Origin of the sequence: Actinotignum timonense (genome assembly GCF_030216305.1) — a bacterium.
GTDB classification, from domain to species: Bacteria; Actinomycetota; Actinomycetes; order Actinomycetales; family Actinomycetaceae; genus Actinotignum; species Actinotignum timonense_A.
This window is the reverse complement of the sequence record NZ_JASOKT010000021.1, coordinates 1-22,565: the sequence shown is the minus strand read 5'-3', so window position 1 is coordinate 22,565 and position 22,565 is coordinate 1. Positions and strand designations below refer to the sequence as shown.

The following is a 22,565-nucleotide window of genomic DNA, read 5'->3' as shown; positions in this document are numbered from 1 at the left end:
GCGGCCCCCAGGTGCGTGGCGTTTAGCCTTGAGTTACCTAGAACTTTGGGTTACTTCGCACGCCGGCGCAGGGCGTAGCCGGTGGGCAGCAGCACGGCCATAGCGGCCAGGGCTCCCGTAGCGGCCAGGCCAGTGTGGGCGAGTTGCCGCGTCGGTGCCTTGCTTGGGGCAGGAGCCGGCTTGTTAGCCTCGGGCTTCGGCGCAGGTTTAGGAGCCGGTTGGGGATTCGGGCCCTGCGGTTGCGACGGAGAAGTGGGATCCGCGGGTTGCGGTTGCGGATTGGGCGCCGGATCTGGATCGGGGTGCGGCTGAGGGTTAGGGTCCGGAACAGGGGCCGGTGCCGGTTGAGGATCAGGCTCGGGATCAGGAACCGGATCTGGCTCGGGTTCAGGCTCAGGTGCCGGCTCGGTCACATTTACCCGGACCACCGCGGAATACAGCGGCTTACCGGTGGCCGTATCATTCGCCATCATAATGACGCGGGTGGAACCCGGGGCAACCCCGGTCACCGTGCCATCGGCAAAGGTCACGATGGAGCTGGTGAGGGCGGGCTCGGCTGCGCCGTCGTCCCAATAATACGCACCCCACGTGAGCCCGCGACCGCTGAGATCGCCGTTCACATCAGAAATCCGCGCGAGTGTGAGCGTGCCGTGTGCGGGCACCGTGGCATCGGCGAGCTCCTGCTGCGCGAAAGCCGGGCTGCTATTGCCGGCGCTGCTGCCGGGCACCACCGGGAAAACGGCGTTGTTATACGTGCCGGCCAAGCGCACCGTGGAAATATGATTATTTTGGAAAGCGCTCCAGGCGACCTCGGTGATCGAGGCGGGCAGCGTGACCTCCGTGAGCGCATTGGCCTGGAACGCCGCCGGCCCAATCTTCTGCATCCCCGCCGGGAACTCCACCGCGGAAATTGCATTGCGATCCAGGAAACCGTAACTCACCTCCGTGAGCGTGGCCGGCAGCGTAATGCCGGTGATTCCCTTGCTGTGCATATTCCCCGTCCGGCCATTCGGTCCGGTCATCGCGGTCACGCCCTCCGGAATAACCACGTGCTTGAGGCTCGCAATTTTCTGTAGGCCGGTATCGCTCAAACCGCGCAGCGTTGTGGTAGCGCCCTCGGTTTCGATAGTGAAATCCGCGGCATCCCACGTGGCAGCGGGAGCGGCGGTGGCTGCCGGCACCATCGCCGCCAGCCCCATCATCAATGCCGTGCACAGTGCACCCACCGTGCCGACGAGTCCCTTTTTCATCCGATATCCTTTCGTGGTGCGGCTCGGGAGAGCCCAGAGAAACTGGGGTTACTCATCGCCACCGTACCGCGAAACGCGCGGAAATTCATCAGAAAATGAACCGGATTGCGTAGAAAATATTATTATCGCAGCTTGCGGCTGTGCGGGGCGCTTGTGATATTTAACGACGACGGCGCCAGCGTTAACGCGCCAACAGCACCTCGAGGAGGGTAGCTACGCCGTCGTCCCATACCGGATCGGTCACGGTACGCGCGTGCGCACGGACGTAATCGAGCGCCTGGCCCATCGCGACCCCCACGCCGGCCCACTTGAGCATCTGGATGTCGTTCCCGCCATCGCCCACGGCCACCGTTCCCCCGCGCGCGATGCCGAAATCGCGGCGGAGTACCTCAAGTGCGCTCGCCTTGGAGATCCCGGCGCGTCCGGCATCCACCCAGCCCGAGCCGGAGGAGGAAGACGCCGCCCAATCCACCCCGGGCATATCGAGGCGGGAAAGGCGCGCCATGAGCTCGGCGGCTTCCATGCGCGGGACCACCATAATGAGGCGCAGGGCGTCCGGGACCACGAGGTCTTTGAATTTCACCCAGATGGCATTGGGTTCCAGGCGTTCGGTGGCGTACCCGTGCGCCACCCGCCGCGGGCCTTCCACCGGCTCCACCGCGAAATAGGCGCCCGGGAATTCGCGGCGCATCGCATCGAGGGCCCGGGCCAGGTCGGCTTCCTCCATGGTGAAAAGGTGGGCGAGGCGCACCGGCACCACGTCCCCGCGATCCGTCATGGAGCGGACCGTACGCACCTGCACCCCGGGAAGCTGCGCGTTACCGAGCAGCACCGTTTCGTTGCCGTTCGAGCACACCATAATGGTTTCGCTCACCCGCAGCATATCGAGCACGGGAATGGCCGATTCGCGCCCACGCCCGGTGGCCACTACCAGGTGGGTTCCCCGGCGCAGGTGCTCCTGGAAAGCGGCGTCCACCCGTTCGGCGATAATGCCGTCCGGGCGGAGCGTGGTGCCATCCAGATCCAGGCAGACCATGAGCTCCGGCCCGGCCGGCGGGGTCCCGGCGGCATCGAATGCGGCCCGCAAGCGCGCCGCCGTCGATTCCTCCTGGATTTTCACATCGCCGCCTTCGTTACGCTGGTCGTTGCTCTGTTCGGAGCGCCGAGCTGTTCAGCCTTCGCGCCCCGGATAGGTCACCGGATACTTCACAGGTTACTTCACCGACTACTTCACCGGCTCGATGAATTCGCGCCCGGCCAGTCCGGCGCCCAGGTAGGGCCGCAGCGCCTCGGGCACGTACAGCGAGCCGTCCTTCTGCTGGTGGTTCTCGAAAAGCGCCACCAGCCAGCGGGTGGTGGCCAGGGTCCCGTTGAGGGTGGCCACCGCGCGGGTTTTCCCGTCCACGCGCTCGCGCACATTGAGCCGCCGCGCCTGGTAGGTGGTGCAATTGGAGGTCGAGGTGACTTCCATATAGCGGTGCTGGGTGGGCAGCCACGCCTCGCAATCGAATTTCTGCGCCGCGGAAGAACCCAGATCACCGGCCGCCACATTAATAATGCGGTAGGGCAGTTCCATCTTCCCGATCATTTCGCGTTCCATCGCGAGCAGCGCGCGGTGTTCTTCCTCGGATTGCTCCACCGGGCAGTAGGAGAACATTTCCACCTTATTGAATTGGTGCACGCGAATAATCCCGCGGGTGTCCTTCCCGTAGGAGCCGGCCTCACGCCGGTAGCAGGCCGAATACCCGCAGTAGCGCCGTGGCTTGCCGTCCAGCTCCAGAATCTCATCCTTGTGGTAGCCGGCCAGCGGCACTTCCGAGGTGCCTACCAGGTACTGGTCATCGGCACCCAGGTAGTAAATCTCATCGGAATGCTCCCCGAGGAAGCCGGTGCCGGACATAATATCCGGGTTCACAATCGTGGGCGTGGTCATGAGCGTGAAGCCGTGTTCGGCTGCCTGATCGATGGCCATGCGGAACATCGCCATTTCCAGGTGCGCGCCCACTCCCTTGAGATAGTAGAAGCGCGATCCGGAGACCTTCACACCGCGGTCCATATCCAAGGCCCCCAGGCCCTCCGCAATATCGAGGTGGTCTTTGGGGGTGAAGCCTTCCGCCTCAAAATCGCGCGGGGTGCCGATGACTTCCAGCACCTCGTAGTCATCTTCGCCGCCCGCGGGCACCCCTGCGAGCACCGGGTTCTCAATCGCGCGATTGGCGGCCAGGTAGGTTTCTTCGGCTTCCGCCGCGGCCGCGTCCAGCGCCTTGACCTTTTCGGCCAGCTCCTTGGCGTGGGCGAGCACGGCGGGGCGCTCCTCCGGGGAGGCTTTCCCCACGGATCGCGACACCTCTTTTTGTTCGGCCCGGGCGGCTTCGAACTCTTGCAGGGTGGTGCGGCGCGCATCGTCGGCGGCGAGCAGGGCATCGACGGTAGCGGGATCATTCCCGCGGCGGCGCTGGGACTCACGGATGGCTTCCGGATTCTCGCGAACAGAACGCATATCAAGCATGGATCCAGCTTAGCGCGCGGCGGGCGCGCCCGCGATCCGGCGGGCCGTGGTGGCCCGGTGCCATATATGGCCGACGTCGCGTGCCACTCGCAGTAGCCGCCCAATATCGCTTTCATTGCTGGCCTCGCGTTCGCCGCTTCCGGCACTGGGCTTTCCGCTGCCGGCTCCGGGCTTGCTAGTGCCGGTGCCGCTCTCCGCGGGCCAGGTTCCTCCAGCCTCGCGGTAGCCGCGCGCCGCGGCCTCGTCCAGTTCCGGATGGGTCTGCCATAATGCCCGCAGTTCCAGGAGGTCCGCGGCGGCCGGGCGCCACCCGAAGCGCCCAAAATCAATGACCCGCAGCTGGCCAGCGGGCTCATCCCACAACCAATTGCGCGCCTGCCAATCCCCGTGGGTGGGATGTACGACGACGCTGCCCGGCTGGTAGCTCGCCAGGAAATCCTCCGATTCGGCGAGCTTCTCATCCAGAGCAGCGGGCAGCGGTTCGCCAGGGAAAGTAGCAGGCAGTGCGCCACCCGGAGCGAGGGCGCGAATCTCCGCGATCCGCGCCCGGGTGCGGGTGAGGGCACCCTTGGCGAAGCCGTGATCAAGGCGTGCCCCCGCTCCGTGGAGCAGCGCGAGGGCGGCTCCGGCCTGATAATGCACCCGCGGGCATAATTCCCACGGGCTACCCAGAACGTCACATCCGGGTAAATAGTCGAGGATGGCCAGCGGGGCGGCGTCGTCGTACCAGAGCAAGCGAGCCACGGTGCCGCGCGCCTCCAAAAGGCCGGTCCACGCGCGTGCGCGGGCTTCGCGCCCCACGCTGTAAGCAGTGTTCCCGGCGGTTTTGAGAATCCAGGACACCCCGGGGCCGCTGAGGTGGAGAACGGTGCTCTCGCGTTCGGGCCAGGAAAGATCGCGCACCCGCACGGCATCCGGGCTGGTCAGCGCGCCGCCGCTAAGCGAGCCGCCGGAACGCCCGTCACCTAGGGCGCCGCAGCTAAGCGAGCCACTGCCGGGCGCCAAGCCACCACGCAGCTCCGCCCACGCGGCCGTAAACGCCGCATACTGCCGCTCGGTAAGCAGTGTTCGCAGTGTGAGCGGTGTGTGCAGCGGGTCCATGGCGCCTCGATGAATACCGGTGACTATCGCGGGCAAGCGCTTCCGTTAGCGGGTGACCCGGCTGAGCAGCGAGGCGACCCAGGTGCGCGCGGCACCGAAATCTTCGTCGGAAGTCCCGGCGTGTAGGCGCGTGACCTGCCGATCCGCGCGCGCGTAACTACCCAGGAAGGTCACCTCCGGGCAGATGCGATGCAGCCCGACCAGCGCGGCCTGCACCCGCTCGTCGTGAATGTGACCCTCAGCATCCAGGGAGAACGCGTAACGGCCCAGCTGGTCACCGGCCGGGCGCGATTCGATACGCGATAAATTAACGCCAACCGCGGCGAATTGTTGGAGCATCTCCAGCAGCGCGCCGGGCTTCTCCGAGGCCAGCCGCACCATCAGCGTTGTTTTATCCGAGCCCGTCGCCGGGGGAATCTCCCCGGGTTTACTCACTTTAATGAAGCGCGTGACGGCATTGCGGTTATCGGCGATCTCATCGGACAGCGAGACGAGCCCGTACACGCCGGTGGTGGGCACCGCGCAAATCGCCGCATCAAAATCCGCATCCGGATTTTCCGCCAGTTCGCGCGCGGCGGCGGCCGTGGAGGTGGCCGGCACGTGCACGGCATCGGTCAGGTGCTCGGCGATCCAGGTGCGGCACTGCGCCCACGCGTGCGGATGGGTGGCGACCCGGCGAATATCCGCGGCGCGCGTGCCGGGCCGCACCGCCAGCGAGAACGCAATCGGAACCAGCATTTCCCCGCGAATTTCCAGCGGCGAGCCGGCGGTGAGGGAATCGAGAGTGGCATTCACCCCACCCTCCACAGAGTTTTCGATGGGCACCACGGCGGCGTCGGTCTGCCCGGCGCGCACCATCCGCAGCGCCGAGGGCACATCCACGGCGGGCACGAAGGTCGCGGTGTCCTCGCTGGCTACCTGCTGCAATGCGGCAAAGCAAAACGTGCCGCGCGGGCCGAGGAAAGAATAGCGGACCGGTTCGGTAGCGGGCGAGGATTGCATGGTGTCCTTTCGTGCGTGGAGATTGCGTGAAGAAAAGGTACGACGGCGCAGCTGGGCGGCGGTGCACCTGCCCGCGCTGTCGCCTGGTTATTGTATCCCGCCCCGGGGTGGGGTGTTCGGAGCGTCCGAAAGAGTAGGTGCGCGGGGTGTGCTCGCAGTGCACAGTGCGCGGGGGTGTTCGGGGCGTCTAAAAGTGTCGTAAGCCCCGAGTAGGCTGGTCCCATGCGGATTTCTCACGGTAATAGTCGCGGCGGGCGCGTGATGCGGCTGGCCGGGCTCTGGGCTGCTGTGCTTGCTGTTGTGATGGTGGCTTTCGGGGCCACGCTGAGTGCGGCACCTGCGTCCGCGCGCGCGGTGAGCTTGCCGGAAGTTCAGGGTGCGGCGGCGGTGCCGCTCGGCTCGGCAGCGCAAGCGGCGCCGGAGCGAGTGCGCCCCACGGTGGTGATCGGGGTGGCCGGGTTGCGCTGGGAAGATGTCGGTGAGGAAAGCGCCCCGCGGCTCAGTGCGGCTTTGGCAGGTTCGGGCACGGAAAGTTCGGGCGGTTACGGCGCTGCGCTCGCCAATATTTCCGTGCGCACGGCCGCGCCCACCACCTGCGCGGCGGATGGCTGGGTGAGCCTCGGGGCCGGTGCCCGCGCGGCGGTCACCCCTGCCGGTAGCAGCTGTGTAGCGCCGGAATCCCTGGTTACCCAGGATGGTACGGTGCGCGATGTGGAGCAGATAAGTGAAGAAAGCAGCGCCGCCCACTACCCGGTGGTTATGGGTGCGCTAGCGCAGGCCGCTGCTCCGGAGCGGGCGCTCGCGGTGGGCCCGGGCGCTGCCCTCGCTCTCAAGCGCCAAGCAGAATCACGCATCGCCTACCGTGATCTCGCGGATGTGCTAGCGGATGGCTCGGTGCTCGCCGGGCGGGGCCTCACCGTCATTGACGCGGGAAGTTTCGATGCGGTGAACACTGCGGCGGAAAGTGACGATACGGGAAGTGCTGATGCGGAAAGCGCTGGTGCGGAGAATGCCTCCGCCGGGAGCTTGGCCGGGCTCGATGAACGCCTCGGGGATATCATCGCTCTTGTTACCGCGCACCAACCGCAGGCCCGAATCGTTATCACCACTGTGGCCGACCGTGCCGAGCGGGCTGAACTCGGCTTCTTCGCGTTGCTGGAGCCCGGCGGAAAAACGGCGCTCGCTCGCTCCGCAACCACCCGCACCGCTGGCCTCGTTCAGCTCATTGACCTGGCGCCCAGCGTGCTCGCCTGGCACAACGGCGCCCCCGCGCCGCTCACGGTAGATAACGGCGGGAAAACCACACTGGCCACGGCCAATGCCACCCTGCACAACCAAGCGCTGCGCGCAGATCTAACTGCGCAGCTGAGCCCGCAGTTCTACCTCCTGCTCGCCGGCCTCGGGCTGGTGTGCTTCGGCGTTATTGCCGCCCATCTGGTTCGTTTCCATCGTTTCCCACCCGCAATAGTGGCAGCGGCTGCTGGCAGCTCTGCCGGCACCTCAGTTTCGCAGGCTGCTACCGCACCCGCGCAGCCTACCCGGGCCGCTGTCCGCCGCGCCCGTCCCACCGGTTTTGCCCAACTCTTGGCCTGGCTCGCGGCCCTGCCCGTGAGCGCGCTCCTTATCGGGATTATTCCGTGGTGGTCCTTCTCTCGCCCGCTACTTGGCTGGTGGAGCAGCCTGGCCGTTCTCGCCGCGCTTCTTGCTACCTGGGCGCTAGCGGGCCCCCGCCGCCGCGCCCCGGTAGGGGAGCGCTGGATCGCCGTGCCGCTAGCACGGCTGGGAACACTCAGCGCCACCGTGATCGCGGCGGACGTCCTCGTCAGCACCTTGGGCGGGGGATACTCCCTCGCCAACACCTCGGTTATGGGATCCCTCCCCACCGTTGCTGGGCGCTTCTTCGGCTTTAATAACTCGGTCTTCGCTATCTTCGCTGTTGGCGCGCTTGCCGCAGCAGCTGCCCTCGCCGCACGCATACGCAGGGCCGGCGGCTCGGCCGCACCCAACAACCGGGCAACCCGTATGGCTGGCTTCGCCGTACTCGCGGTGGGGGCGTGCGCCATCGCCCTGGATGGGCTTCCCGTTTTCGGTGCGGATGCCGGCGGGCCGCCGGCCCTCACCCTCGGCTTCGCCTACCTCGCCTGGCACACCTGGGGAAAGCGCTGGACCTGGTGGCACACCGCGTTCGCGGCCATCGCCGGGGTGGCTGTTTCGGCCGGCCTGGCTATGCTTGACCGCGCGGTGGGATCCACCACCCACCTAGGTAACTTTGTAGGCAGGGTGGAACATGGCGGGGCTGGCGCCGTCGTCGCCCGAAAACTATCCCAAGCATTCTTCGGCCTGCCGCCCCTGGTGGCCGGCGCGCTGGGCGCCACTCTCCTCGCGGGAGTATGCGTGGTGGTGTGGCTAGTGACCTCGGGGCGCTGGGATCTGCGGGCCCGGCCGGCAACCGCGCAAGTACACGCGTGTGTTACGGCCCATCCGCACCTGGCCGCTGCGGCGGCCGCGGGCTTCCTCGCCCTCGGCTACGCCTCCCTTATTAACGACTCCGGCCTGGTCATCCTCGGAGTCGGAGTCGCACTACTCGCCCCCACCTTTGCCCTCGGGCTCATGCGGGCCGGGGCGAGCAGCGCGGAATATCTTGAAGATATTAATGGGCAAAAGCCGGGTGCAGCTGCGCCCAGCAACGCCTAGGAATCTGAGTCAGAAGACTTTGCCTCTTCCTCTTCTTTAGCACGGAGATACTCGTCGGTAATTTCCTTCACCTTGGCTGCAACTTCGTTCTGATCGTCGGTACTTAGGTTGCTCGCAAGATTTGCTAGACGTTCTACCGCTTTGTCGAGAATCGGATCAATGGCCATATCGGGTCCTCCTTTTTGGTTAATCTTCGGTTTCCTGTGCCATCCACCTTACCTGAGTTGTGTGACGCGAATCGGTAGAGTTCCCCAATAACCACAAGAAAAACCGGCTGGCAGATAGCAGCCAGCCGGAAAGAAAATTCGCGGGATTGATCATATGGAGGGATGAGCGCTCAGGAATGCTCCAGCACTAGCGCGCGATAAGGAGCGAAATGCTCGATGCCGCTGGAACTGGCAGCGCCGCGAGACTCCGCGGGCACCTTGACGCCGTGGAAGCGGCGCGACCACACCGCCCGGAAAACATCACGATACTGCCCGGCCCGATGCAAAGTCCCAGCCACATCATTCCCGGTGGCGCGATGGCGAATATCGCACGGAATCTCCTGGAGAGTCAGGCCAGCCACCAGCATGTCGATGGTCATCCCCACCTCAACGCCCCAGCCCTTCGCGAGCGGACGTGCTGCATCAAAAGCCGCCGCCGTCATACAGCGCTGCCCGGACAGTGGCTGAAGCGGAGACCACCCCGTAGCCCGCTCAATCGCACGGCGCCCCAAACGAGTCACAAAACCGTGACCGCCCGCCCCCTCCTGCGGAGGCAAAGCTGCAATCGCGCAATCCACCCGGCCATCCACAACCGGCCCGATAAGCGGAGCGCACTCAATAGCCGAATCGCCCAGATCCGCGTCAAGGAAAAGTAAATGGCGGGGCGGGCGACCCTCAACATCGCGCATGCGGACCACCTTCGCCCCGGTCTCCATCGCCGAAGCCTTCCCGCGATTCACCGAATGGCGCACCACCGTAGCCCCGGAAGCGCGGGCAATAGCCTGGGTTTCGTCATCCGACCCGTCGTCAACAACCACCACGAGGTCCACACCCGGAAGCGCATATGCTGCGCGCACAGTACGCCCTACGTACTGCTCCTCGTCCTTCGCGGGCACGACCACCGCGACCTGACCGACTTTACTCACGGCATAAGTGTATAGGGAAAAACGGGGCCTTTGCTTACCATTTCTATAAACTGGTGGAAGTTCACTAAAGACGGCCGGCTGAGCGCGAGGCTACCCAAGGCGAGGCGTTGGTGCTGCTGACCGCAAGGTCCCCCAAGCCCGGCGCGTGCCCGCGCCGCCTAACGCAAGGTCACCTGGCGGGAAACCAACCCCGAGCGCGCCCGCTTTTCTTCCGAGGTGAGCGGCTCGGTCGAAGCAATAGCCGCACTCAACTTTTCCGCGAACTTCGCCAGCGGCTCTTCCAATTCCTCCGCTTCGGTGCCGCGCGCCAATTCCCACACCGGGACCGACAATCCGTAGGCACGGAACGCACCGATGAAGCGGGCGTCGTCGTCCCAACGCTCCTCACCGGAAACGCGCAAACGCGCCAAACCGTCCAATACCGCATCGCGCGGCTCGGGGCGCACCCAGCGCAAAAACTCGCGCGACATCCGGCACCAGTAAGCACCGTTCACGGATTCGATGCGCGCGGCGGGAACCATATCCGCGCGGGCATCACGCAAAGCCGCCTGCGATTCGGGGGTGGCGGCTTCCTCTTCCGTCATCCAGAAAGCCGGATCTTCTTGCAGTTCCAGCTCGGAGAACGAGGCCACAATATCCTGCAAACGCGGGGAACCGGCCTCCGGCTGCGTGCCACCCGGGTAGCTTTCGCCCGGCTTGAGCTCCAGACCGGCGAGCACACGCGTGGCAATATCCAAAGAAGCGTCGCCAGAATTCATAACCGTCTGCATCGCGACGAGGAGCTGGCCGTCCGTGCGCCGCAGCGCGCCGACCATATTCGGCAGTAGCGTGCCAAAAATAACCTTTTCGCTGCCGTATTCCTCGGTGAGGGTGACGGTCATGGTCGCCAGCGGCAGCAGATCGCGCATTGCCACCAGCTCCGCCTCGGCATCCAGCCCCTCAAAAGGCCGCTCAACGAAAGGAATAATCGCGCGCTTCTTCTTCGGGGTCGCCGAATCCTTCTTGCGGTTCTTCTTAGCCATAAGTCCTCGTCTTCTCGCTTCTATGCAGGATGATGCCGTTTACCCTCGAGATTCTACGTGAGATGCGGCCCGCGGGCGATGGTCACGTTAGAGTTGCGTTATGGATCTGCTCATAACGACGACGCCGCAGCTTGCCGGCCTCACCGCATCTCCGGCCCTCACCGCATCCCTGGCGGGCGAGCTCCTCGCCGCGCCCGCCGCGGATCCGACGGCGGTATCCATTATCCGCTGGGTGGGAATCGCGGCGGTTGCCGTGGGTGTTGCCGTCATTATTTGGCGCTGGTGGGCGAATCGCGACTAAGGGCGCTGCGATAGAGTGACGCTGTGCTTGCCTGCGGAGTTGGAATTGCTGTCGGTTTCGTTGTTGGCCTGCTCGGGGCCGGCGGCGGCATCCTCACCATCCCTATTCTCCTCACCATTTTCGGGCATGGCGCGCACCAAGCTTCCGCCGAATCCATCATTATCGTGGGGGTCACGTCGTTAGTCGGCATGATCTCCGCGGCCCTGGCCCGGCGCGTGCGCTGGGGAACCGGCCTGATATTCGCCCTGGTGGGCATCCCGGGAACCCTGGCAGGAGCTTTCCTCGCCGGCGCGGTATCCGGGCAAGTCCTGGTGTGGTCGCTGAGCGCTCTGCTCGTGGTGGTGGCGCTGAGCATGTTCTGGCGCGCCGCGCGCTCGGGCCGCGAATCGGGTGCGGGCACCGCAACGGAAACTCCGCCTGCCCCCGCCCCGCGCTGGCGCACCTACCTCATCACCGTCCTGGGAGCTTTCGGCGCTGGAGCGCTCTCCGGTTTCTTCGGGGTGGGTGGCGGCTTCGTGGTAGTTCCCGCCCTCATCTTGCTGCTGCGCATGCCCGCCCGCTACGCCAGCGCCACCTCGCTGCTCGTCATGAGCATCAATATGGCGGTGGCCGGGCTCGGTCGCATCCCGCAATTCGCGGCCGGCCTCAGTGTGGACTGGCTGGTCGTCGCGCTTTTCACCGCCGGCTCGGCGCTGGGAAGCATTGGCGGGGAGGCCGCTGGCCGGCGCATTCCCGATCGCATCGCCACCATCCTCTTTGGCGTGTTGCTTCTCGCGGTAGCGGCCGGCACCCTGGCCAGCGACCTCCTCTAAGTGGGGCACGGACCGGGAGGCGGCGTCGTCGTTCTTAAAACCGGAACGGGTGAGCACTGTTCACCGCGTAAACGGTGCTCACCCGCGTGGTTCTGGTGTTTTAGTCGACGACGCCGTACAGGCGATCCCCGGCGTCGCCCAGACCCGGCACGATGTAGGCCTTCTCGTTGAGGCCCTCATCAATGGAGGCGACGACGATCTTGACGTCCGCATCCTCGGGCAGATGCGATTTCACTTCCTCCAGACCCTGCGGGGTGGCCAGCAGGCACACGCAGGTGACATCCCGCGCGCCGCGTTCGAGCAGGTAGTTGATGGATTCGTGGATGGTGTGGCCGGTGGCCAGCATCGGGTCGAGAACAAAACACTGCCTCCCGGTCAGATCATCCGGGAGGCGGTTAGCGTAGGTGACGGCCTCGAGAGTTTCCTCATCGCGGCGCAGGCCGAGGAAGCCAACTTCGGCGGTGGGAAGGAGCTTCGTCATTCCTTCCAGCATGCCCAGGCCAGCCCGCAAAATCGGAACGACGATGGGCGCCGGGCGGGCCAGCTTCACGCCGGTTGTGGTAGCCACCGGGGTGGTGACCGTTACTTCATGAACCGCCACATTCCGGGTGGCTTCATAAGCGAGGAGAGTCACGAGCTCCTCGGTTAGCTGCCGGAAAATTGCCGACGGGGTGGTTTCATCACGGAGGACAGAGAGTTTATGCGCGACCAGAGGGTGGTCAATTTCGAGGATGTGCATGCTTTAAGGATAGCGGTACCCGGCGGGCGACGCGCGCGGGCGACTCGGCTTGAGGCTCGTGACACAGGCGGTTCGCCGTGGGGCTCGTGACACAATGGAGCCATGCGGGGAGGCGAGCAGGGCGATATGCGGGCGGCGGAAAAGCTATTTATGCGCGAGGCGATGGAGCTGGCGGCGCGGGCCGCGGAGGGCGGGGATGTGCCAGTCGGCGCGCTCGTGGTGGTGGACGGCGCCGTGGTAGCGCGCGGCTGGAATACCCGCGAACGCGAACATGACCCGGCCGGGCATGCGGAAATTATGGCCCTGCGCGCGGCCGGTGCGGCGCTCGGGCGGTGGCGTTTGGACGACGCCGACATCTACGTCACCTTGGAACCGTGCACGATGTGCGCCGGGGCGATGGTCGGTGCCCGGATTCGGCGGCTCATTTTCGGTGCCTGGGATGAGAAAGCGGGGGCGGCTGGCTCGCTGCGCGATGTGGTGCGCGACCCGCGCCTCAATCACCGCATCGAGGTGATCGGGGGAGTGCTGGAAGAAGAAACCTCCGCGCAGCTGCGGAAGTTCTTCCGCGGGTGAGGGTGCGGTGCTTGGGCGGGGCGCCCAGGAGGCGAAGCGGGTCGTAGTCTCTCAAGGCGGTGCGAGGCCGTGCCGCGGCAGGGCCCCGAAGTTGGTGTGGCGCCCGGAGCTTTAACGTGATGTGCTCCGCATTGATTAGGTAAATTCGGGGTGCGCCGTGTAATCTATTCTGCGGTGGCGTGTCCGAGCGGCCGAAGGTGCATCACTCGAAATGATGTGTAGTTAATAGCTACCGCGGGTTCAAATCCCGCCGCCACCGCCATGTGATGTCCCGCGTCATAGGTCCGCCTGTGACGCGGGATTTTCCGTGTCTCTGCCCACCGCGCGGTAGGGCGTGGGTGAAGGTTCAATAGCAGGCCCACAACGGGGTGCAAATCTACGCACTATTTTGGCCAGATTTCTGTCCTGGGCTTGCACTACACGGCCTCGATGGTCCCCAATTTGCATCCTGAGGCATTCCCCGGCGCCCAGCCTTCCCAGCTTGCGGCTGCGTCGTCGCCCCCAGGTGCACCGTCACCGAAGTTGCGTCGTCGGCCAAGTGGCATTGCCGGCCAAAGTTGCGCCGTCGCCGCAGCTGCGCCGTCGTACCGCACGAAACTACACCACCAACGCGAGCGATCCAAAAATCTGCAAAATATTATTTATTTGAGGTAAAACTGCGCGGCGTAAAATCAGCATAAAACTTTTGTGAAAATGGTCAATCACACAGCCGTGAACTGCGCAAACGCTGAATACCTTAAGAATTAACTCTCCAATTGTGATTTACTTGAGTTGAGTTTACTCATCACTCATCTAAGGTAAGGACACACCACATGCTCACGCGAAACCTTTCGAGGGTGCTGGCGGTGATCGCTGCTATTGCGATGGTCGTCGTCGGGCAACCCCTGCGGGCGGAGGCGGCGCCTCAGTCTGTTGATTTTAACTACGTGATCGGTGAGAAGATACAAAAATTCGAGTTCACCGCTCACAATCCAAATAACCCTTCGGAAAGTATTACCTATCCGAGCGACCCGGCCAAGCGTTACAACTACAAGCGAATTCCGGCGGGCTGGGTGCTCAATGGTCAGATCGTTATGCAGCCGGGCTGGAAGATTACCAGCACGGGTTCGGATCTGTTCTACCCCGACAACCTCGAGCAGAGCGTGACCGGGATCGGGAAGGATGCCGTCCTCACGTACCACGTGAAGGACCTGAAGCCGACCGAGAATATTTATTTCCAGCAGATCTCCTACGAGCAGTTCAATTACGCCACCTATGACCTCAACGGTGGTACCTGGACCGATAAGATTCCGACCGATCCGCTGCGGCAGGAACCGAATGGTTCGTTCTACAGCATGTTCATTACCCCGCACGGCACGGTGCAAAAGCCCACGGATCCGGTGCGCGAGGGCTACACCTTCCTCGGGTGGATTGGGGAGAGTTCTCTCAATATTCCGGCCGTCGAGCCGCCCTACAAGTACAACGTGTACACGGTGGATAACCCCTACCGCTTCGACGAAATTGACCCGAATCGGCTGCTGGGGTACCGCCGGCAAAACGTGGTGAACCTGACCGCGGCATGGGCCAAGGAGCCGGCCCTCGAGGTGAAGAACATCGAGATTTGGGAGGATGAAGCTTTCACGCCTTCGGATATGGTCGTTTCCGCCACGGATTTTGCCGGCAAGGACCTGACCGATCCGGCCAATGGCGGCTCGGTCACGCCCGCGGGTGATTATGACAACCAGAAGGCTGGCGAATACCCCATTACCTTCACGGCGAAGGACAGCAAGGGCGGCACGGTTACTCGCACCGCGAAGCTGATCGTCAAGAAGCGCTGGACTCCGCTCATTCCGGCCCCGGAGCTCACGCTCAAGAACGTGGAAATCAAGGCCGGTGAGCCCTTCGATCCGGCGGATATGGTGGTTTCTTCCAGCGGTACGGCCGTGCCCAGCCCGGATAACGTGTACGATCCGAAGATTCCCGGTACCTACACCCTCACGTTTACGGTGACGAACGAGCAGGGTGTGAAACGTACGGCGACGGCGCAGCTAGTTGTCAAGCAGCCCTGGGCCATCATCGAAGCCGCTCCGGAGCTGAGCCTCAAGGATATGACCATCACCGTGGGTGATCCTTTCGATCCCGCGGATATGGTGGTCTCCTCCAGCGGCACCGCGGTGCCTAGCCCGGATAACACCTATGATCCGAATACCCCGGGGACTTATGATCTGAGCTTTACGGTGACCGATGAGAAGGGCGCCACGGTGATTCGGACGGCGAAGCTGACCGTCAAGCCGAAGCCTGAGCCGGCACCGGCACCGGAACCTGAGCCTGGAACGGAAACTCCGGCGCCTGGTCCGGAAACTCCTGGCCAGCCGGGCAACCCGGGCAACCCGGGCCAGCCTGGTGACCCCGGTCAGCCTGGGCAGGCATCGGGCACGACGCCCGGCAGCACAGCCGGCACGCTCGGTACAACCGGTACGCCCGCTACGCCCGGCAAGCCGGCCACGGTAGCCAAGGCGGGCAGCCGTTCCCTCGCCCATACCGGTAGCGATGCGGCGGCGCCCTTCGCTCTGGGTGGCGTGCTTGTTCTGGCTGGCGGCGCCCTCGTGGCTACTCGCCGTAAGAATTCTTAGGGCGGTTGGCTCGTTGCCGGTGCTCTATTCTGCCGGTTATTCTGCCGGCTCGCTATCCGGCTAAGGCACTAGCAAAAACACGTGTGGGGGCATCTCGATTGAGGTGCCCCCACACGTGTGCTTGCGGTTCTTATTGGCGGTCTGCGGTTACTTTCGGTCGCGCTTGCGGTCTAGCTCCGGTCGCCGCCCGCCGCCACCCCCTATCCGTGCGGCACGTACTCACATTTGCTGTGTTCTGCGGGCTCTAACTGGAAAGTGGAATGCTCCACCTTGACCGGGAAATGCTCGGCGACGCACTGCTGGAGCTGGTCGAGGATCCGCGGGGCGTGCCCGTCGAAGAAGCACTCGTCCTCGACCACCACGTGGGCGCTGAGTACCGGCAGCCCGGTGGCGACCGTCGTCGCATGCATATCATGCACCCGAATCACGTGCGGCAGATTTTCCATGTGCTGGCGTACTTCGTCCAGATCCAGGCCCTGCGGCGTCGCCTCCATCAACACGTTGAGCGCGGTGGAGAGAATCCGCAGCGCGCGCGGAATAATCAGAATCCCGATGAGGATCGCGGCAATCGCGTCCGCGCCACCCCAGCCGGTGAAGTAGATCGACGCCGCAGCCACGATCACCGCGACCGAGCCGAGTGCGTCATTGCAGACCTCCAGGAAGGCAGCCTTCATATTCAGGCTGGCGCCGCGCCCGGTGAAGAGGATCAGCATGGAAGCGATATTCCCCAGCAGGCCGATAATGCCGAAAATCAGCAGCGGCGCGGCTGGCATCTCCGGCGGGTCGGTGAGGCGTTTGATCGCTTCGATGATCACGAAAATACCCACGCCGAGGAGCAGCGTTGCCTGCAAGCATGCGGAAATAATCTCCGCCCGAGCATAACCCCAGGTGCGGCGGTTGGTGGCGGGTTTGGTGGTGAGGTGAGCGGCCACCAGCGCCATGACCAGGCCGGCGCTATCGGTGAGCATATGGCCGGCATCCACAAGGAGGGCCAGTGAGCCGAGCCAGAACGCCCCGATCACCTCGGCGATAAGAATCGAGAAAGTAATACCGAGGGCCCAGGCGATGCGCCCGCGTTGCGCCCCGGCGCCGTGCGCATGCCCGGGCCCGTGCTCGTGGCCGCTGGCATGATCATGACCGGCCGCGGGAGCTACCGCAGCGGGCGTACGAGCCAGGTGGCACAGGTGCGCGTCGTCGCTATCCTCGCTATCTTTGCCATTTTCGCCGTTTTTGCGGGCTGCGCTAAATGATTCGCCATCCTCCTCGGATGGCGTGCTCTCCTCTGACGCCGATGCAGAGGAGGCGCTGGAACTGCGCTGTGCGCAGGTGCATTGCCCGCCGGCGTGGTCGCCGTGCTCGCAATGATAATAATTATTATTATGCATAACATAACCTCCTTGGGGCTCTGAGTGTACCTGCCCGCTCGCGTTTTCGGCAGGGTGTGGCCTGTGATGCAGAGCATGTACGACGACGCCTATGCGGCCACGCGCATAATACGCAGTCATGCGAGCTGGGGCGGTGAGCAAGTCTGGAGAGGTGGCGGGCGGAACCAGCCGGTTGGGCCAGCGAGCCGGGCCAGCGAGCCGTGGCGGCGAGGTAGCGGGCCGGGCTGGCGGCCCGGGCCGGGATGCACAACACCCGGGCGCTAATTCCGTGAAAGGAATCGGCACCCGGGTGCATGAATGTGCAATAGGCCCAAGGGGCTGCTGATGAGGGCGAAGCCCCTACTGCATTGTGATATCTATTCCGCAGGAATCCATGACGAGAATGAAGTTGAGCAGGTCAGTCATGAACTTGGGGTCCTCAATTTCGTTGCCGGCCGCGATATCGCCCTTGCTGGCGCGTTCGATGACATCGATGAACTGGTCGGATAGCTTGCCCTGTGCGGCATTGCCGATGCAGGTGCCGGCGTCGCCACGCGCAGGTTTACCGAATGCTGCGGTGAAGCTCGGATCCTTGAGGAAGGTATCGAAGAGCGCTGCGATTTTTTCCGGCGGGTAGGTGTAGGTCAGCCCTTCTTTGCCGCCGTTGCCCGCTGAGCCACCCGAGTCACCGGAGGGCGCGGGGGTGGGCGTGGTAGGCGAATCAAGGATGGGTGCCTTGCTGGTTTCCGGAGCGGCCGTGGCATCCGGGGCGGCGGGTGCGCTGACCGAAGGAACCGAGCTGGGATCGGGCTGCGCATCATCACTGGCCTTATCCCGGTTGAGGAAGAAAATAAGGCCAACAACTAGAGCGATCAGCGCGATGATTCCCACGCCGATACCAACAAACAGGCCGGTTTTGCTCTGCTTGGGCTGCTGGCCGTAGCCAGCCGGATAGCTCCCACGCGGACCATTCGGGCCGCCCGGTCCGTTCGGGACACCTGCGCCGGGGTACTGATTGCCCGGGCCGCCCGGGTAGCCGGGACCGCCATATTGCCCACCGGGATAGCCCGGGCCGCCGTACTGCCCGCCCTGGCCGGAACCGTATTGCGGGGCTTGACCCGGATAATTACCCTGCTGCGGGTAACCAGCCTGGCCGGGGTACTGATTACCTTGGCCAGCCTGGCCGGGATACTGGGTGCCGGTGCCGGCCTGAGCGCCCGGATAGGCGGGGCCACCGTATTGCGCGGCTTGCCCGGCTTGCCCGGCTCCGTACTGCCCGCCCTGCCCGGCGGCGCCATACTGGCCCTGGCCGGGATAGGCGGCGGTAGGTGCACCGTAGGCCTGAGTGGGGTAATCGCCCGAAGGTGAGCTGGGCGTGGAAAAAGCTTGGGTGGGCGCGCTGGCGGCATCAGCTGCGCCGGCGGCTTCGGGCGCACTGCCCGTGCCGGGGGTGGTGTTCTCGGAGCCGTGCGGAGGGAAAGCTCGGGTGGGTTCGCCGCCCTGCGGCGAACGGATTGCGTCTTCTTCGCTCACGATAAATCCTAACGATGCGCGGGAGCGGCCCCCGGCAATCCCGCGCGCTGACCGCGTACGGTAACCGGCGAAAACGCCCCGATGTGACAGGTGGCTAGCCGCTTTCCGCACGCCTTCGAATATGCCGGAGCGCCCGGTTACACAAGCCAAGCCACATTCATTCAATCAGAGAGCGGCCGGGAGCGGCAAGCAAGTTTCGCGTTTGCCAAGCTCAGGGGGCTTCGGCCAGCAGAGAAACATCCTCTACTTCGCGTCCGCATTCAGTGTCACGCGCAGCTCAGTTCACGATGCTCAGCCCGCGCTACTTCACCGCAGTCGCCGCGCCCGCGCCAGTGCTCACACCCGCGCCATCCCCCGCGCGCCGCTCCGCCGTCGCCTTCTTGCGCAGCTCAGCCTGGGTGCGCTGCGCGGCTCGCTGCTCCGCGCTTTGCCACAGCCGAGCCGGCTCCCCGAAGCGTAGCCCCAAGAACCACCACAGCGCCTCGATCAGCGCCGCGCCAACTGCACCTACCAGCGTGCCCAGGGCCATCGCCCCGGAGTTAGAGGAATCCAGCATGAACACACGCTGCGTGAGGGGCCACAGGAAAATCACCCCGTAACCCACCAGCGGTAGCAAAATAAGAAGAATCTTCCACCAGACATAGGGCCGGGCCACCACCACAAGCACCCACGAGGAGGCAATAATCATCGTCAGGAGCGTCGCGGTGGACACCTGAGTCGCATACGCCGAGCTAGCTGCGCCGTCGTACAACGTCACGTAGGTAATAAAAGTCGCAACTCCCACAATCAGGCCCGCCGGGAAACCGAAACGCATGACGCGCTGCACGAAACCGGGGCGGGCGGCGTCGTTATTCGGCGGCAGCGAGAGGAGGAAGGCCGGGATGCCGATGGTGAACCAGCCGGTGATCGTCACGTGGATCGGAACGAAGGGATAGGGCAGCGCGAAAAGCAGCACCGCGATGGCCAGCACCGCCGAATACACCGTTTTGGTGAGGAAAAGCCGCGCCACGCGTTCGATATTTCCGACCACGCGCCGGCCTTCGCCCACCACGTGCGGGAGGGAGGCGAATTTGTCGTCGAGGAGCACGATTTTCGCGACCGAGCGAGTGGCGGAGGTGCCCGAGCCCATACCGATGCCCAGGTCGGCGTCCTTGAGGGCGAGCACGTCATTGACGCCATCGCCCGTCATCGCGACAGTGTGTCCCGCCCCGCGCAGCGCCGCGACCATGGCGCGCTTCTGATCCGGGGTCACCCGCCCGAATACGGCATTTTCGTTGATCGTTTCCGCGAAGCTCGCCTCCGGGATGGTGCGCGCGTCCACGGGAGTGCCCACATCGACGCCGAGCTGCGTGGTCACCGCCCCGACCGCCGCGGCATTATCGCCGGAGATGACTTTGACCGCCACGCCCTGCGAATCGAAATAGCGCAGGGTATCGGAGGCGTCCGGGCGGATTTTTTGGTCGAGCAGAATAAAAGCGAGCGGCTCGAGGTTGCCGGGCGCGTTCGCGGCAGTGACCGGCGTATCGCTGCGGGCCAGGAGCAGCACGCGCTGGCCGGTGGCGGCGATGGCGGCGGCGCGCTCGCGGGCGGCGGCGCGGGAAGGGGCGCTAGGCGTGGCGGTACTGCCCGCGGCCGGGTCGCTAGTTGCGGCAGCGTTCGGCTCAACGGCCGGGTCGCTATGCGGCACGACGGCGCTAGTTGGGGCGACGGCGCCAGCCGGGCCACCCGCACTCGCCAAATCAAGAAGCACATCCGGAGCGCCCATAATCCAGTGCTGGCCATTGGCGAAACTCACCCCGGACCACTTCTTCGCCGAGGTGAACGGCTGGCGCTCGGCCACCTCCCACGGCTGGGCCGGCGCCCCGAGGGCTTCCTGGATGGCCTCCATGGAGGAGTTCGGGGCCGGGTCGGCCGCGCCCAGCTGGGCCAGGGCTTCCCGGGCGGTGGCATCCGCGCTGGAATCCGCGCCGGGCACCAACTCGAGCCCCGCGAAACGCAGGGTATTTTCGGTGAGGGTGCCGGTTTTGTCCACCGCGACGGTGTCCACGCGCGCGAGGCCTTCGATGGCCGGCAGCTCATTGACCAGCACGTTCAGGCGGCCGAGCCGGATCACACCCAGCGCGAAAGCGGTCGAGGTGATGAGTACTAGACCTTCGGGGATCATCGGCACCAGCGCGCCGGTGACCGAGAGCACGATGTCGCGCCAGTGCGCGCCGATGGCGGCCCAATCCAGGCCCACCACGCGGATCTGCCCCCAGATCGTCAGCAGCCCCACGGGCACGAGCACCCAGGTGATGGCTTTGAGAATGCGGTCGATCCCGTTTTGCAGCTGGGAATCGACGAGCGAGAATTTCGAGGCGGCGGAGGTGAGTTTGGCGGCGTAGGCGTCGGCGCCCACGCGGGTGGCGCGGTAGCTGCCCGAGCCGGAGGAAACGAAGGAACCGGACATCATCGCGGCGCCGGGCTCCTTGTGGATGGAATCGGATTCGCCGGTGAGGAGGGATTCATCCACCTCGAGGTAATCGGCTTCGGTGACGACGCCGTCCACCACGATCTGCTCGCCGGCCGCGACCACGATAATATCGCCGAGCACCACCTCTTCGCGCGCGATTTCGCGCACCTCGCCCTCGCGGCGCACCCGCGGATGGGCTTCGCCGATGACCGCCAGGGAATCGAGGGTGTGCTTGGCGCGCAGCTCCTGAATAATGCCGATAATCGAGTTCGCGATAATGAGCAGGCCGAAAGCGCTATTGATCCACGAACCGGTGAGAATCACAGCGATAAATAGCACGCCGAGCATGAAATTAATGCGGGTGAAAACATTATCGCGCACAATCTGCGCGGCCGAGCGCCCCGAGCGATCCGGGAGGGTATTCGCCTTGCCCTCCGCGGCGAGCTGGGCGGCTTGCGCGGCGCTGAGCCCGCGGGCCGGGTCGCTTGCGGGCACGTGCTCGTTGCCGGTGGTGGGATCGGTGGCGGGATCGGTCAGGGCGAGGGACTCGGGTTCCCGCTGCGCGGGTGCGGTTCCCGCGGTGGGCGCAGATGCGGCATCGTTCATAAAAAACGATTCTAGGCAAGGAAGCTGGACGGCGGGTGAATGTTCTTTGGGCGCGGGGCGCAACAGTGCCGGAACGGCGCGGGCGGTGGCGCAACGGCGCGGGCGGTGGCGCAACGGTGCGGGCACGCCGGGCTGCGGCGCCCGTCACACTTACGCGCCGTGCGGCGGTAGTATGAGGTATGGCACGAAAGAATATTTTCCGCAGCGTCGCGGGAATCTGCGCGGTTGCGGCCCTTGCTTCCTGTAGTACGACGACGCCGCAGCAGGCAGCAAGCACCCCGGCACCGCCGGCCGGTTCGGCAAGCGCGACTCCGGCGCCTGGCTCGGCAGGTTCGCCAAGCAGTGCGGCGCCCTCTGCTGCGGCGGGTGCGCCTGAGGCGGCTGGTTCAGTGGGCTCGCCCGGCGCGGAACCCGTGTCGGGGGAGGCGATTATGGCGGAAGCCCTGCGGGCGGTGGATGGCATGACGGAGTTCGAGGTCGGGGTGCTGCGCACCAACAACAGCTCTGGCCTGGATGATTGGGCTTCGCGACTCAGCGTCAATGAACTGGTGCAGCGCTATGACGGGGATAAGGTGCTGGACTACACCATCAACGGGCAGCCTCCCAATAAGGCGAGCCTGGCGCCGCTCTCGAAGGATGATATGCGGTTCCTGATTCGCAGCGCCGATTACGGTGCCGAAAATGAGCGCGGGGTTGTTTCGGGGGAATTGCGTCAAGGCACGAAACTTCCTTCACTGGGTACCCAGCTGATGGATACCTGCGCGCAGGATGGCGACTGGGTCATTCTCGCGGGCAGCGTGGGATATAACCGGCGGACCGGGGTGATCGAATACGTTGATTACATGGTGGAAAGCCCGGATTTC

The 22,565-nt window shown here is 64.8% G+C and carries 18 protein-coding genes and 1 tRNA gene; 7 read left to right on the top strand and 12 right to left on the bottom strand.

Annotation, left to right across the window (positions count from 1 at the left end; translation table 11 throughout):
* Positions 1 to 50: 50 nt before the first annotated feature.
* From QP305_RS08325 to pheA, 5 genes are all read right to left on the bottom strand, one after another.
* Positions 51 to 1,250: a leucine-rich repeat protein gene (locus QP305_RS08325; protein WP_284904888.1), complete on the bottom strand. Its 1,200-nt coding sequence runs from the start codon at positions 1,248 to 1,250 to the stop codon at positions 51 to 53.
* Between the two features lie 181 nt (positions 1,251 to 1,431).
* Positions 1,432 to 2,370 (bottom strand): HAD family hydrolase, encoded by a 939-nt coding sequence (locus QP305_RS08320; RefSeq protein ID WP_284904887.1) that lies wholly within the window; start codon positions 2,368 to 2,370, stop codon positions 1,432 to 1,434.
* Between the two features lie 105 nt (positions 2,371 to 2,475).
* On the bottom strand, positions 2,476 to 3,759 hold the full coding sequence (gene serS / locus QP305_RS08315; RefSeq protein WP_284904886.1) for a serine--tRNA ligase: 1,284 nt from the start codon (positions 3,757 to 3,759) through the stop codon (positions 2,476 to 2,478).
* 9 nt (positions 3,760 to 3,768) lie between these two features.
* Entirely contained in the window at positions 3,769 to 4,860 is a 1,092-nt protein-coding gene (locus QP305_RS08310) for an aminoglycoside phosphotransferase family protein (RefSeq protein WP_284904885.1), read from the bottom strand.
* A 45-nt stretch (positions 4,861 to 4,905) separates the two neighbouring features.
* A complete protein-coding gene (pheA, locus tag QP305_RS08305) occupies positions 4,906 to 5,862 on the bottom strand; it encodes a prephenate dehydratase (protein WP_284904884.1) in 957 nt (318 codons plus the stop codon).
* A 222-nt stretch (positions 5,863 to 6,084) separates the two neighbouring features.
* Here pheA and QP305_RS08300 point away from each other — a divergent pair, with 222 nt between their 5' ends.
* Positions 6,085 to 8,556 carry a hypothetical protein gene (locus tag QP305_RS08300; protein WP_284904883.1) on the top strand — a complete coding sequence of 824 codons (2,472 nt, stop codon included), beginning with the start codon at positions 6,085 to 6,087 and terminating at the stop codon, positions 8,554 to 8,556.
* Here the strand turns inward: QP305_RS08300 and QP305_RS08295 are convergent.
* The 3 genes from QP305_RS08295 to QP305_RS08285 all read right to left on the bottom strand — a co-directional run bounded on the left by QP305_RS08295 (position 8,553) and on the right by QP305_RS08285 (position 10,710).
* The gene (locus tag QP305_RS08295) at positions 8,553 to 8,723 is read right to left on the bottom strand and encodes a hypothetical protein (RefSeq protein ID WP_284904882.1); all 171 of its coding nucleotides are present in this window, start codon (positions 8,721 to 8,723) and stop codon (positions 8,553 to 8,555) included. The two genes, QP305_RS08300 and QP305_RS08295, sit on opposite strands and share 4 nt — an antisense overlap.
* Before the next feature lie 170 nt (positions 8,724 to 8,893).
* Positions 8,894 to 9,688, bottom strand: a complete 795-nt coding sequence (locus QP305_RS08290; RefSeq protein WP_087070068.1) for a glycosyltransferase — start codon at positions 9,686 to 9,688, stop codon at positions 8,894 to 8,896.
* Positions 9,689 to 9,846: 158 nt separating this feature from the next.
* Positions 9,847 to 10,710 (bottom strand): DUF5926 family protein, encoded by an 864-nt coding sequence (locus tag QP305_RS08285; RefSeq protein WP_284883310.1) that lies wholly within the window; start codon positions 10,708 to 10,710, stop codon positions 9,847 to 9,849.
* 100 nt (positions 10,711 to 10,810) lie between these two features.
* Between QP305_RS08285 and QP305_RS08280 the strand changes: the two genes are divergently transcribed.
* Together QP305_RS08280 and QP305_RS08275 are read left to right on the top strand one after the other, a co-directional pair.
* Complete coding sequence (locus QP305_RS08280; RefSeq protein WP_284904881.1) at positions 10,811 to 11,011, top strand: hypothetical protein; 201 nt, start codon at positions 10,811 to 10,813, stop codon at positions 11,009 to 11,011.
* Positions 11,012 to 11,034: 23 nt separating this feature from the next.
* Entirely contained in the window at positions 11,035 to 11,823 is a 789-nt protein-coding gene (locus tag QP305_RS08275; protein WP_284904880.1) for a sulfite exporter TauE/SafE family protein, read from the top strand.
* 100 nt (positions 11,824 to 11,923) lie between these two features.
* On the opposite strand, the gene upp is transcribed toward QP305_RS08275, so the two are convergent.
* Positions 11,924 to 12,562 (bottom strand): uracil phosphoribosyltransferase, encoded by a 639-nt coding sequence (upp, locus tag QP305_RS08270; RefSeq protein ID WP_026429144.1) that lies wholly within the window; start codon positions 12,560 to 12,562, stop codon positions 11,924 to 11,926.
* Between the two features lie 102 nt (positions 12,563 to 12,664).
* Between upp and tadA the strand changes: the two genes are divergently transcribed.
* The 3 genes from tadA (at position 12,665) to QP305_RS08255 (ending at position 15,747) form a co-directional block, all read left to right on the top strand.
* Positions 12,665 to 13,135, top strand: coding sequence for a tRNA adenosine(34) deaminase TadA (gene tadA / locus QP305_RS08265; protein WP_284904879.1), 471 nt, complete (start codon positions 12,665 to 12,667; stop codon positions 13,133 to 13,135).
* 173 nt (positions 13,136 to 13,308) lie between these two features.
* Positions 13,309 to 13,397, top strand: a tRNA-Ser gene (locus QP305_RS08260).
* A 550-nt stretch (positions 13,398 to 13,947) separates the two neighbouring features.
* On the top strand, positions 13,948 to 15,747 hold the full coding sequence (locus QP305_RS08255; RefSeq protein WP_284904878.1) for an InlB B-repeat-containing protein: 1,800 nt from the start codon (positions 13,948 to 13,950) through the stop codon (positions 15,745 to 15,747).
* A gap of 200 nt (positions 15,748 to 15,947) precedes the next feature.
* On the opposite strand, the gene QP305_RS08250 is transcribed toward QP305_RS08255, so the two are convergent.
* From QP305_RS08250 to QP305_RS08240, 3 genes are all read right to left on the bottom strand, one after another.
* Positions 15,948 to 17,132, bottom strand: a complete 1,185-nt coding sequence (locus QP305_RS08250) for a cation diffusion facilitator family transporter (RefSeq protein ID WP_284904877.1) — start codon at positions 17,130 to 17,132, stop codon at positions 15,948 to 15,950.
* Positions 17,133 to 17,471: 339 nt separating this feature from the next.
* On the bottom strand, positions 17,472 to 18,644 hold the full coding sequence (locus tag QP305_RS08245) for an SKG-like transmembrane protein (protein ID WP_284904876.1): 1,173 nt from the start codon (positions 18,642 to 18,644) through the stop codon (positions 17,472 to 17,474).
* 301 nt (positions 18,645 to 18,945) lie between these two features.
* Positions 18,946 to 21,702, bottom strand: coding sequence for an HAD-IC family P-type ATPase (locus tag QP305_RS08240; protein WP_284904875.1), 2,757 nt, complete (start codon positions 21,700 to 21,702; stop codon positions 18,946 to 18,948).
* Positions 21,703 to 21,881: 179 nt separating this feature from the next.
* Between QP305_RS08240 and QP305_RS08235 the strand changes: the two genes are divergently transcribed.
* Positions 21,882 to 22,565, top strand: a 684-nt coding sequence (locus tag QP305_RS08235) for a hypothetical protein (protein ID WP_284904874.1), incomplete at its 3' end; no start/stop codon positions are given.